12 protein-coding genes are annotated in these 12251 nt (G+C 29.1%); all 12 read left to right on the top strand.

Annotated elements, in window-relative coordinates; genetic code table 11:
• Window positions 1-4 precede the first annotated feature (4 nt).
• The 12 genes from LPB248_RS17130 to LPB248_RS14580 all read left to right on the top strand — a co-directional run bounded on the left by LPB248_RS17130 (window position 5) and on the right by LPB248_RS14580 (window position 12250).
• On the top strand, window positions 5-559 hold the full coding sequence (locus tag LPB248_RS17130) for an acyltransferase (protein ID WP_177212056.1): 555 nt from the start codon (window positions 5-7) through the stop codon (window positions 557-559).
• Window positions 556-1725 (top strand): hypothetical protein, encoded by a 1170-nt coding sequence (locus LPB248_RS14530; protein WP_177212057.1) that lies wholly within the window; start codon window positions 556-558, stop codon window positions 1723-1725. Before LPB248_RS17130 ends, LPB248_RS14530 begins: the two co-directional genes overlap by 4 nt.
• 77 nt (window positions 1726-1802) lie before the next feature.
• Window positions 1803-3260, top strand: coding sequence for a polysaccharide biosynthesis protein (locus LPB248_RS14535; protein ID WP_177212058.1), 1458 nt, complete (start codon window positions 1803-1805; stop codon window positions 3258-3260).
• Window positions 3261-3351: 91 nt separating this feature from the next.
• Window positions 3352-4566, top strand: a complete 1215-nt coding sequence (locus LPB248_RS14540) for a glycosyltransferase family 4 protein (RefSeq protein ID WP_218279830.1) — start codon at window positions 3352-3354, stop codon at window positions 4564-4566.
• Window positions 4567-4641: 75 nt separating this feature from the next.
• Entirely contained in the window at window positions 4642-5439 is a 798-nt protein-coding gene (rfbF, locus tag LPB248_RS14545; protein ID WP_177212060.1) for a glucose-1-phosphate cytidylyltransferase, read from the top strand.
• Window positions 5424-6539: a CDP-glucose 4,6-dehydratase gene (gene rfbG / locus LPB248_RS14550; RefSeq protein WP_177212061.1), complete on the top strand. Its 1116-nt coding sequence runs from the start codon at window positions 5424-5426 to the stop codon at window positions 6537-6539. The genes rfbF and rfbG overlap by 16 nt, the downstream gene beginning before the upstream one ends.
• Complete coding sequence (locus LPB248_RS14555; RefSeq protein WP_177212062.1) at window positions 6527-6970, top strand: dTDP-4-dehydrorhamnose 3,5-epimerase family protein; 444 nt, start codon at window positions 6527-6529, stop codon at window positions 6968-6970. Before rfbG ends, LPB248_RS14555 begins: the two co-directional genes overlap by 13 nt.
• Complete coding sequence (locus tag LPB248_RS14560) at window positions 6964-7914, top strand: NAD-dependent epimerase/dehydratase family protein (RefSeq protein ID WP_177212063.1); 951 nt, start codon at window positions 6964-6966, stop codon at window positions 7912-7914. The genes LPB248_RS14555 and LPB248_RS14560 overlap by 7 nt, the downstream gene beginning before the upstream one ends.
• On the top strand, window positions 7907-8791 hold the full coding sequence (locus LPB248_RS14565; protein ID WP_177212064.1) for a glycosyltransferase family 2 protein: 885 nt from the start codon (window positions 7907-7909) through the stop codon (window positions 8789-8791). The genes LPB248_RS14560 and LPB248_RS14565 overlap by 8 nt, the downstream gene beginning before the upstream one ends.
• 53 nt (window positions 8792-8844) lie before the next feature.
• The gene (locus LPB248_RS14570) at window positions 8845-10053 is read left to right on the top strand and encodes a hypothetical protein (protein WP_177212065.1); all 1209 of its coding nucleotides are present in this window, start codon (window positions 8845-8847) and stop codon (window positions 10051-10053) included.
• On the top strand, window positions 10028-11116 hold the full coding sequence (locus LPB248_RS14575) for a glycosyltransferase family 4 protein (RefSeq protein ID WP_177212066.1): 1089 nt from the start codon (window positions 10028-10030) through the stop codon (window positions 11114-11116). The genes LPB248_RS14570 and LPB248_RS14575 overlap by 26 nt, the downstream gene beginning before the upstream one ends.
• A gap of 3 nt (window positions 11117-11119) precedes the next feature.
• Window positions 11120-12250, top strand: a complete 1131-nt coding sequence (locus LPB248_RS14580) for a glycosyltransferase (protein ID WP_177212067.1) — start codon at window positions 11120-11122, stop codon at window positions 12248-12250.
• Window position 12251: the final 1 nt, after the last annotated feature.

The following is a 12251-nucleotide window of genomic DNA, read 5'->3' on the forward strand; positions in this document are numbered from 1 at the left end:
ATAGATGATTTCTGAAGTAAGAAATAAAATAAAATTTTGGAAGAATACTGATCGAATTGGACCTGATATTTTAGGTACATATTGGAGGCTATTTTTTAAAAGCAAAATGATTAAACTTTGTAAAAAAAAGTTTGGTCATTTTGCTGATGATGCTGATTTTAGACCAGGAGCATATGCTATTGGCTGTTCTCAAATCTCAATTGGGCGAAGAGTTGTTATTCGTCCAGGAACAATGTTACATGGCGAAACTGATACATTAAAAGATTCAATTGTAATTGAAGATGATGTATTAGTGGGGTGTGGTGTACATATATATGTTGAAAATCATCGTTTTATCAAACTGGATTTGCCAATAATTGATCAAGGGCATACGGAAGCTCGTAAAGTAATATTAAAAAAAGGATGTTGGATAGGTGCAAATGTAATAATATTGCCTGGAGTTACTATTGGTGAGAATTCAGTTGTTGGTGCAGGTTCAGTGGTTACAAAAGATGTGTCTGCAGGAGTTGTTGTGGCTGGAAATCCAGCAAGAATTATTAAATCAATTGGGAATGAATGATTAATAAAGTAATATATATAAATTATCAACCAATTACTTCAAAGTATTATTCCGACTATTATATTGACAAATGTATCGAAAATGGAATTGATGTTGAGTATTGGGATGTTTCTAAATGGTATTTTCCAGAGGTTGTATTTAATTCTGATTTTGATTTTAAGAATATTATCTATATTAAATCTTCAAAAGAATTTAAGAAACAATTATCGATTCAAGTCTTAGGATCTACATTTTTTGTTACTAACATTACTTATGAATTTAGAGCAATAAAATTATTTTTGGATCTTTCTTCACTTAATTGTAAAAAAGCATTTTTTGCACGCGGTATGCATCCTCTTCCTGAAACGGCTAAAAGTAGGAAACTGAGTAAAATTATTTTATCCTTTAATTTTCGAAAATTATTAGTAGTAATAGAAAATAGAATTGCATTACTAATGAAGAAAGTTAATTTAGTAAAGCCATACGATTATATTTTTAGGGCTGGCTCTTCTGGTGGTTTGACAATTGGATATGGGAGCGATTATGATTTAGGATTTGGGAAAATTAGGGAGATTAATTATTTTGACTATGACAAATATCAAACTATAGATAATTCTGAGCTTCTTATTGAAGGCAAATATTGTCTTTTTATTGATCAATATTTAGCATCTCATCCTGATATTGCAATTTGTGGATTAGAAAATGTAAATCCTAAACAATATTACTTTGAATTGAATAACTATTTTGATTATATTGAATTAAAGTATAGAGTAACTGTCGTTATTGCAGCACACCCCAAAGCTGTAGATTATATTACTAGTAATCCTTTTTTCGGTAGAAAAATAGTTTTTAATAAAACTTGTGAATTAGTAAAAGATGCAGAATTTGTTATGACACATCATAGTACTGCAATTAGTTTTCCTATTTTGTTTAAAAAACCAATTATTTTTTTAAATAGTTTAGAAATAAAAAGAGCAATGCCTTTTCTTTATGATTTAACTAATTTCCTTGCTAATTACTTAAATACAGAGGTTGTTGACCTGAATAATTTTGAAGATAACAAAGAGTTAAATTTAAATGTGAACCTTGAAATTTATAATAATTATAAGTATAAGTTTTTGACATCAAAAGAGAGTGAAAGTCAATTAACATCGGATATATTTATTAAAACTCTACTTTCGCTATAATGCAAAAATCTTATACAAAAAATTATCTAAAAATTTATCTTTGGCAGATCGTCTCTCTAATTTTAAATTTTCTTTCAATGTTTATAGTAATACCATATCTTACTTCTGATCCGGAAATTTATGGTATATATACAATATGTATATCATTTTCAATTTTTCTTTCTTATGCTGATTTAGGATTTGTTGGGGCAGGACAAAAGTTTGCAGCAGAAAGTTATGCCCAAGGTAATAGGGAGGAGGAGGTTAAAATAATAGGATTTACTAATTTTGTTTTATTGTGTTTTCTACTTTTTTTTGGTATAACATTTTTTATTTTAAGCTTTCATCCGAACCTTATTGTGAAAGGAATTGATAGCATTGAAAAGGGGAATATTGCATCATCATTAGTCTTAACTCTAGCGGCTTTTACTCCAACAACTATTTTGCAACGTTTATTGCAAATGATTTTTGGAATCAGGATGGAAGATTTTATTGTACAACGTATTAATATTATTGGGAGTATCATAAAGATATCCTCTATTTTATGGTTTTTTAAGATTGGTAAATATGATATTGTTGGTTATTTTTTATTTACTCAAATAATAAACTTTCTATCTGCAATTTGTGCTTTGTTTATTGCAAAAAAGCGATATGATTATGATTTTAGATTCCTCATTAAATGTATTCGATTTAATAGAGAAGTATTTAATAAAACAAAGGGACTGGCATATACGAGTTTATTTGCTATTATTTCTTGGATTTTATATTATGAACTTGATACGATAGTCATTGGTAAATTTTTAGGAGCTCAACAAGTTGCAATTTTTGCTATTGGCTTAACTTTGCTATCGTTTTTCAGAAATATATTTGGGATACTATTTTCTCCCTTCAATGTGAGATTTAATCATTTTATTGGAATGGGAGACGAGAGTAGTTTAAGATTATTCTATTTGCAAATAGTTGCAATTTTAGCTCCTGTCATAGTTTTCCCTATAATTACTATAGCAATGATGGCAAGACCATTTGTGCTCACATGGGTAGGTGTAGACTATTCTGACTCCATATCTGTAGTTCAAGTTTTAGTTTTCTGTAATATTTTTGCTTTTATTACTTATCCAACAAATTTTATGTTAGTTGCCAAAGAACATCAAAAGGCGTTGTATTTAGTAAATACGTTACTGCCTTTTATTTATTGGGGAGGAATTGTTTTTACATTTAATTTTTTTGGTGTTAATTCTTTTGCAGTTTTTAAACTAGTAGCTTTTGTGGTTTCTGCCTGTATTTTGTATAAAATGATGGTAGATTATTTGAGCTTAACTTTAATTGAATCATTTAAAATAATTTTTTTACCAATGGTGATTCCTTTATTTTTTTTAATTCTTACTACTATGGTGGCTAAAGATTTTTTACCTGTTGTTAAGTCAAAAATTAATTTTATTGAAGTGGTAATGGTGTCAGGAATTTTGTTGGTTCTAACTTTTATTATTCAATATTTTGTTTCTATTACATGGAGAGAAATTTTGAGAAAAATAATTAAAGCAGTAAAGGTTAGTTAGAATGGAAAAGCTTTCTTAATATTTTACATCTGTAAATAATTTTGATACGTGGAACTATAGTTATCATACTTAAATTTTTTATTTTGACAATATGAATATTTGTTTTTTTACAGAAAACTATTATATAGGAGGACTTGATACATTCATTATAAATCTAATTAACCATTGGCCAAATAACTCTGATAAAATTACTATTATTTGTAATTTTTCACATCCTGGTAATAGCATAATTGAAAAAAAAATTGTAAGGCCTAATGTTTTTTATAAAAGGCATAAGTTGTTAATGTTTAATGATGTAGAATCTAAGTTTAATGCTAGATTTAAGTTTCTATTTAAACCGTTTTTTTTTATTTTAAGATATTTCTTTTTTATATATTATATTATAAAATTAGACAAGGTCTTTAATGTTGATTATTATGATGAATTGATGATAATTAATGGTGGATATCCTGGTGGATGGTCTTGTAGAGCGGCTACTATTTTTTGGGGATTAAAAAAGAAGAAAAAGTCGATTCATAATTTCCATAATTTTGCTGAACCACCAAGGTTAATCGTAAAAATGTTTGAAAACTTTATTGATTCGTTAGTTAATAAATATACTAGCTTTTTTGTAACCGTTTCAAAAGTCTGCATGGATTCCTTAAAAAAACGAGAAAGTATTAAACAGAATAAGAATATTCAATTTATTTACAATGGTATAGGTGAAAAAAGTTTGGTTTTGCCTGTCAATATTAGGAAAGAATTAGGTTTAGATCGAGAATCAAAGATTTGTTTGCTATTGGCGACATTTGAAAAACGAAAAGGGCACAAATTTTTAATTGATGTTTTTCAAGAAGTTTTTAAGACTGAATATAACGCTTTTTTAGTTTGTTGCGGTTATGGTAGTAAAGAAGAAAGGCTATCCATACAGAATTATATTAATTCTTTAGGTCTCGCAAAAAACATTTTTTTATTAGATTATCGAGAGGATGCAGCTAGCATTTTGGCAGATTCAGATTTATTAGTTATTTCATCCAAGGAATTTGAATCCTTTGGATTAACTGCTATTGAGGGAATGAAACATAGTATTGCAGTTATTAGCACTAATACTGGAGGATTAAAAGAGGTAATTGCGGATGGAGAAGGCGGTTTTTTATTTGATTATGGAGATGTTGATGGCTTTTCTGGAAAAGTAAAAGAATTATTACGTGACAATTCTAAACGAATAGATCAAGGAAAATTAGGACGTGAAAGATTTGTTAATTATTTTACAGCTAATAAAATGGCAAAATCATACAGGGATTTGATGAATAGTAATAATGTCTAAAATGGTTTATTTAAATACTTATAATTAATTCGATTAATTTTCTTTGAAATTTTAAATTAAAATTCCTATAAATATATGAAAACAGTGATACTTTGTGGTGGATATGGTACTCGAATTCGAGATGTAGCTGAAGATATACCAAAGCCAATGATCCCAATAGGTGGGAAGCCAATAATTTGGCATATAATGAAAACTTATGCATACTATGGATATACAAATTTTGTTTTATGTATGGGTTATAAAAGTGAAGTGATAAAAGATTTTTTTATTAATTATGAATTGCGAAGTGCAGATGTTACAATTCAGTTAGGCAAAAAATCAGAGCAAGTTATTTCTGAAGCTAATCATGATGAAGATGGTTGGCGTATTAGTCTAGCAGAAACAGGACTTAAATCGATGACAGGAGCTAGGGTTAAAAAGATAAAGAAATATATAGGTGAAGATTCACATTTTATGTTGACATATGGAGATGGAGTTGGTGATATTGACATAGATGCTTTAGTAAAATTTCATAAGTCACATGGAAAAATGGTTACTCTTACAGGAGTGAGACCACCAGGAAGATTTGGTGAGTTAGGTATAGATGAAGATGGAACTACCATAACTGGATTTAATGAAAAGCCTCAAGCAAGTGGTGGTCGCATTAACGGTGGGTATTTTGTTTGTAATAGAGAGTTTTTAGATTTACTTAGTGATGCTGAAGATTTGGTATTGGAGCAAGAACCTATGAAAAAACTTGTAGAATTGAGAGAATTAAAAGTTTTTGAACACGATGGATTTTGGCAACCAATGGATACTTCTAGAGAGTATTCTTTATTAAATGAACTTTATAATAACAAGAAGGCACCTTGGGTAAAATGGAAAATAAAATAGTTTTTGGAGATATCTATCGGGATAAAAAGGTTTTGGTTACTGGTAATACCGGATTTAAAGGATCTTGGTTATGCACTTGGCTTATTTCACTTGGCGCAGATGTTTATGGAATTTCTAATGAAATACCTACGAATCCATCAATGTTCGATGAATTGGGGCTAACCAATAAAATGACACACTATTTTGCGGATGTTCGCGATTTAGAATCGATCAGTCAAATCATTAATGATGTGGAGCCACATTTTTTGTTTCATTTAGCAGCACAGCCGATTGTTTCTTTGTCGTACAGTGAACCAATTGATACAATTTCAATAAATGTGATGGGTACAGCAAATGTTCTTGAGGTATTGCGTAAATATCCAAAACCATGTACTTCTATAATAATCACAAGTGATAAATGTTATGATAATGTAGAATGGATTTATGGATATAAAGAAACGGACGCTGTAGGAGGTAAAGATATTTATAGTGGTAGTAAGGGTGCAGCAGAATTAGTTTTTAAGTCGTATTATCATTCATTCTTTAAAAAAGAAGATGGTTTAGTCCAAATTGCCTCAGCGCGAGCTGGAAATGTAATCGGTGGTGGTGATTGGGCATTGGATAGAATAATTCCAGATTGCATGCGTTCATGGAGTGAAGGTAAAGTAGTAGAGATTAGAAGTCCTAAAGCAACTCGTCCTTGGCAACATGTTTTGGAGCCCTTGAGTGGATATTTACAATTAGGAGAGCGTTTATATAAGGATCATAGTTTGAATGGAGAAAGTTTTAATTTTGGACCAAAACCCGAATATAATCATACAGTTCAAGAAATATTAGAAGATATGAGTCTTAGATGGCATTTTGAAAATTCAAAGGATGCTTATCGAGTAACAGGGAATATTAAATTTTATGAGGCTGGCTTGTTGAAATTGAATTGCGATAAAGCGTTATTTCATTTTCAATGGAAACCAACACTTGATTATCAAACATTAATAGAATATACTAGTGATTGGTATTATGAGTTTTATAAAAATAAAGAGAATATGTTCAACTATACAGTTTCTCAAATTAAAGGATACGAAAATTTAGCTAAACGTGAAAATATTGCATGGACAAGATAACAGTTGATCAGGTTTTGTTGACCCCATTGAAAAGAATACATCATCCTAAGGGTGATGTATTTCATGGTATGAAAAAAACTGACCCAGGTTTTTTAGGATTTGGCGAGGCATATTTTTCTACAATTAATTATCAAGATACCAAGCCTTGGAAAAAACACTTTGAAATGACATTGAATTTTGTCGTACCAGTAGGTGAAATAAGATTTGTGATATATGATGATAGGGAGGGTAGTCCAACAAATGGTAATTTTATGGATATTACCTTGGGAGAGAATAACTATCAAAGGATTACGATACCTCCAGGAGTGTGGGTGTCATTTAATGGAGTTGGTTCGAAATACAATTTATTATTGAATTTAGCCAATCTAGAGCATGATTCAAATGAAATTGAACGTAAAGAAAACTTATCCGATATAAATTATCAATGGTAGGAAAAAAAGTTTTAGTAACGGGTGGCAGTGGTTATATAGGTGCACGTCTTTGTTTACATTTGGCTAGTGAGGGATATTTAGTGACAGCGCTTTGTCATTCCAAATTACCTCAAGATGAAAATTGGATTTCAAAAATGGAACATGTGTTAATTGGCGACATTAGGGATGAAGTTTTTTTACAGGACTTAGCTCAGAATAATTTCGATATAGTTATACATTTGGTTTCGCTTGACCATAAACAATCAAATGGAATTCCTTCGTTTGTTGGCTCGGTAAACATTATTCCAGTTTGGTCTATGTTGGATATTTTTTCTAAGCATGGGTTAAAGAAGTTTATTTATTTTTCTACAGCCCAGGTTTATGGTTCTTTACTAGATGAAATTGTGAGAGAAGATTACAGATTAGTAACTCAAAATGCTTACGGTTTAACTCATCATATTGGAGAAGTGATTTGTGAATATTATAATAGAAGTTCAACTGTTGATTGTCGGATTATTAGGCTTTCAAATAGCTATGGAGCACCTGTTTTTAGCGAAAATAATTGCTGGTGGTTAGTGGTAAATGATTTGTGCAGTATGGCTTTTGCTAAAAAGGAAATTGTTTTGCAATCGGATGGTACTCAGTTGCGTGATTTCATACACGGATGGGATGTTTGTAATGGGGTGCAAGCAGTAATAGAGACTACAATGCCATATGTGACATATAACTTGAACTCAGGAGCTACATTTTCAATAATGGAACTTGCAAAAAAAATAAAAAGTGTTTATGCAGATAGATATGGAATTGAATTGACCATCAGTGCTGCTGAAAGAAAGAATACAGATATGACAGTTAAGTATGTCTTAGACAACTCTCAAATTCTAGGTATAGGTTTTAGACCAAAATGGTCGCTTGAAGACGGAATTAATGAACTTTTTGATTATTTAGAGCAAAAGAATGAATAATATATCTCCTTTTTTTTCAATTATTATTCCTACGTATAATCATGCCCATTTTATTAAAAAGTGTTTAGATAGCCTATTGAGTCAATCTTATCAAAATTGGGAAGCAATTATTGTAAATAATTTTTCAGAAGATACAACTATTGAAATAGTGGAAAGTTATGAAGATTCACGCATTCGGTTGATTAATAATGCGAATAATGGTATAATTGCAGTCTCAAGAAATAAAGGAATTGCTGAGGCAAAAGGTGATTGGATATGTTTTTTGGACTCTGATGATTGGTGGTATTCAAATAAATTAGAATCCATCTTACCTTTTTTAAACAATTATGATTTTTTATATCATAATTTGGATAGATATTATGACTATAATAAACCAAATGGTAAAATGATTGGTAGGGAATTAGATGAAGATATAGTTAGGGATGTGCTTTTGAGAGGTAATAGAATTTCAAATTCAAGTGTTGTAATTAGAAAATCAATTGTGGATCAAGTTGGCTATCTGAGCGAGGATAAGGAATTAGTAGCCATCGAAGATGCAGATTATTGGATACGAACAGGTTTGGTTACCAATAAGTTTAAACTAATTAATATTAGTTTAGGGGGATATTGGATTGGTGGTGGAAATCTTTCTTATTCTATTAAGCATATTCAAAAAGAAGAAAATTTATTGAATAAATATATCGGTTATTTAAAGCAAGAAGATAAAAAAGAGGCCTTTTTTAGATTCTATTTTAGTTCTGCAAGGAAATACCATTGTTTTGGCATGTATAAAGAAGCAAATAAAGAATATTTAAAATCAATAAAATCAAAGCAATTAGAGTTGAAGCTTAAATCCTTTGTTGGATTGTTTTTTAGTACTATACATTTTAAAATGTAATTAAGTAAAGACTTTTAAAAATGATAATAGTAAATTTTATTAGATGTTAAATTATGCATGAAGATTATAAAGATACAAGAGTGATGAAACTTTTTGTTTTGTTGTTTTTTTTTTCATCTATTATTAATTATTATTTGTTTCCAACGTTTTTAATAACTGAGATTTTTGTTTTTTTTGTTGTTATTAGAGGCGTTATTAAGGGCAAAGCAAAAGCTATTCATAAACATTTTTTTTCGGCTCTAATGCTTTCTTTTTTTTCACTAATAATTTTCTTCTATGGAAGTTTATTGCCAAAAAATGAATTAGATGGTTTAGTTAAAGAATCTTATAGATTTTTATTTATCCCATTTATGATGTTACCTTTTTATTTTATTGATCCTGACTATAAAAAAATATTTTATTTAATTTTATTGCTATGCAGATTTTGTATTTTATTTAACTTATATGAAGTTATATATATAAATTTGATTGATCCAGGTGGCATAAAAAACTCATTATTGGGAAATGCTATTTATGGTTTTTTTAATGATGTAGACACTTCTGATTATTTTTTGCCTCAAGGAGAATTTGGAATTCCTTTTATAAGACCTTTTGGGCTATGGTTACAACCTCAAAAATCTGCATTCGTTTTTCCACTCGCAATTATAGTTGAGTACGTTTATTCTAAAGACTTTGATAAAAAAGTTTATACCAATTTTTGGTATGTTTTGTTCATTGTTTCCTGTATATTGTCTGGAGCAAAGACAGCTTTGATTGCTTCTATTTTTATTGTCTATATAATTAAAATTGATTTTTTGAAAGTTAGAATGTCTTTAAAGCAATTTTGGTTTTTAACGATATCTTTATTCTTGTTTGTTTTTGGTGGAGTGGGGATATGGTCTTTTAGTCAATCAGGCCATGGCAGTGCCAGCGCAATGTCTATAGAACTGGCTACATTTGTACAATTACCATTGTTTTCAAAGTTATTTGGAATTGGTTTTATTAATACTTACGATTTTCTAAGTTATGGATTTACGGGAGAAAGTTTTTTAATCAGGTTTGCAGTGCAGATAGGTGTTGTTTTTTTTATTTTTTATATATGTTTTTTTGCTTTATCAATAATAAAAAAAATCGATAAGATAAATATTCTGCTTGTAGTTGTGATATTTTTTATGATATTGCATTACGCTGTGATTAATGTTTATTTTTTTACAAATATTATCTGTTTCCTTTTTTATTACAATAACGAATTTAAAAATGAAAAAAGAAATAGTATTTCTTGAAGATTCATCAAAATCACAATTTGGAGGTGGTCAGAGAATTAGCTTGATCGTATTGAAGGAGTTGTCAACAAAGTATTTTATAACATTGTTTGATACTTCATTAGACTCAAGGTTTAATATTGAAGCGTCTCAATATGTGTCCAAATCTTATCAGTTATCGAATTTTAGCAAAGTTAAATCAGGTAAATACGGTGTTTTTCTGAAAATTATTGAAGCCTGTATTTTTCCGTTCTTTATTTTTCTAAATATAATAAAAATAAAGAATACTCTTGATAAGAGTACAGAAGTTATTTTATTTGCTACAACTAAGAAAGTATTAATTTATGCTTATTTTCTTAATGTTTTGTGGAAATATAATTTTGTATATCATGCCCATTTAGTAGAAAAAAAACGAATTGTTAGATTTTTTTATTTAAAAACTTTGAAAAAGGCTAAATATGTTATAGCCGTATCGGATATAGTTAAAAGAAATATTGGTTTGAAAAATGTAGTTTTGATTTCTAATCCAATTGATTTAATTATAAGATCAAATTTTCCTAAAGTTTTTCAAAAGAAAGTTATTGTAGCAACTTTTTCAACTTTAATTGATGTTAAAGGAATTAATTATTTTATTGAAAGTTATCAATACTTAAATACGAATGTAGATGTTGAATATTGGATATTTGGTGAAGGACCTGAAAAAAAGAATCTTATAGAGTCTGCTTGTAATAAAGTATTTTTTAAAGGATTTTGTGATGATGTGGTTGGTGAGCTTTCGCAGTTTGTACATATTTTATGTTTTCCTTCCATAATTGAAGAATCATTTGGGATGGTAATTATTGAGGCTTTTTCAAGTGGTGTGCCGGTAATTACGACTAATATTGGTGGTCAAAGTGAACTTGTTAAAGATGGTTATAATGGATTGCATGTTTCCATAAAATGTGCTCAAGAAATTGCTGAAAAAGTCACTTTTTTGTGTAATTCTCCTGATCTTTATAAAACTTTTTCTTGTAACGCTTTGTCAAGTGTAAAGGATTTCGATATATCAATTTTTAATAAAAAATTGCAAAAAATAGTTATTTAAAAAATGAAAATACTACAATTGGGAAAAGCATTCCCACCAATTAAAAAGCTAGGAGGTGTTGAAAAAGTAATGGAATATTTCTATTATGGGCTCAATGAATCTGGAATTAAATGTGACGTTTTAGGAGCTAATGATAAAAATAGTAGAAAAATAGATAAGTACTGTGAAGAAGGATTAGTATATAGGGAATCTTTATTGTTTAAAGCGAAATCTACTTTTTTTTCCATTTCATTAATTTTTCGACTATGGAAGATTAAGGACGAGTATGATATCATTCATGTCCATTTACCTGACCCAATGGCTTTATTAGCATTGTTTCTTACTCGACCAAAATCGAAAATAATAGTTCACTGGCATAGCAATATTTTAAAACAGAAGTATGCTTATTTAATAATTAAGTATTTTGAAACTTGGGTTTTAAAAAAAAGTGACTTAATATTATGTACGACACCAAATTACTCTATAAATAATAAAGTGCTTAAATCTTTTATTAATAAGGTATCATATGTAGTAATTGGATTAGATATTGATAAATCATTATTTAGTTCTCAGACTGAGTCCAAGATTAATGAAAATTACCAAACAAAGAAGAAATTGATATATGTTGGTAGATTTGTTTATTATAAAGGAATAGAGTTTCTTATACAAGCAATGAGCTTAATAGAATCTGATTGTGTTTTGTTTCTTATTGGTGATGGGGAAATGAAGATTCAGATGGAGAATTTAGTAAGTGAATTAAAGATTTCTGATAAAGTAATTTTTTTAGGAGAAGTAGATGATTCTTATAAGTTTAGCTATATTAAGTCCAGTGATATGTTAGTTTTACCATCGTTGTTTAAAACTGAGGCGTATGGAATTGTACAAGTTGAAGCAATGGCATTAGGTGTACCAGTACTTTCGACAAAAATTGAAGGGTCTGGTGTTGATTGGGTTAATAAAGATTCGGAATCAGGAGTAATAGTCACGCCAGGTAAAAGTAAAGAGATTGCGAAAGCAATAGATAAAGTTTTTTCAAATCCTGAGTTTTTAATGGATATTTCGGAAGGAGCAAAAAAACGATATGAAACGTTATTTACTAAAGAGAAAATGATTAATCAAGTCGTATCTAAATATAATGAAGTGCTAAAAAAGTAGT

This window comes from Flavobacterium sp. LPB0248 (assembly GCF_013388355.1).
Lineage (GTDB): Bacteria > Bacteroidota > Bacteroidia > Flavobacteriales > Flavobacteriaceae > Flavobacterium.

What these genes read in the sequence shown, in the direction of transcription:
- LPB248_RS17130 (WP_177212056.1), top strand. Translation starts at nt 5, where the DNA reads ATGATTTCTGAAGTAAGAAATAAAATAAAATTTTGGAAGAATACTGAT.
- LPB248_RS14530 (WP_177212057.1), top strand. Translation starts at nt 556, where the DNA reads ATGATTAATAAAGTAATATATATAAATTATCAACCAATTACTTCAAAG.
- LPB248_RS14535 (WP_177212058.1), top strand. Translation starts at nt 1,803, where the DNA reads ATGTTTATAGTAATACCATATCTTACTTCTGATCCGGAAATTTATGGT.
- LPB248_RS14540 (WP_218279830.1), top strand. Translation starts at nt 3,352, where the DNA reads ATGAATATTTGTTTTTTTACAGAAAACTATTATATAGGAGGACTTGAT.
- rfbF (WP_177212060.1), top strand. Translation starts at nt 4,642, where the DNA reads ATGAAAACAGTGATACTTTGTGGTGGATATGGTACTCGAATTCGAGAT.
- rfbG (WP_177212061.1), top strand. Translation starts at nt 5,424, where the DNA reads ATGGAAAATAAAATAGTTTTTGGAGATATCTATCGGGATAAAAAGGTT.
- LPB248_RS14555 (WP_177212062.1), top strand. Translation starts at nt 6,527, where the DNA reads ATGGACAAGATAACAGTTGATCAGGTTTTGTTGACCCCATTGAAAAGA.
- LPB248_RS14560 (WP_177212063.1), top strand. Translation starts at nt 6,964, where the DNA reads ATGGTAGGAAAAAAAGTTTTAGTAACGGGTGGCAGTGGTTATATAGGT.
- LPB248_RS14565 (WP_177212064.1), top strand. Translation starts at nt 7,907, where the DNA reads ATGAATAATATATCTCCTTTTTTTTCAATTATTATTCCTACGTATAAT.
- LPB248_RS14570 (WP_177212065.1), top strand. Translation starts at nt 8,845, where the DNA reads ATGCATGAAGATTATAAAGATACAAGAGTGATGAAACTTTTTGTTTTG.
- LPB248_RS14575 (WP_177212066.1), top strand. Translation starts at nt 10,028, where the DNA reads ATGAAAAAAGAAATAGTATTTCTTGAAGATTCATCAAAATCACAATTT.
- LPB248_RS14580 (WP_177212067.1), top strand. Translation starts at nt 11,120, where the DNA reads ATGAAAATACTACAATTGGGAAAAGCATTCCCACCAATTAAAAAGCTA.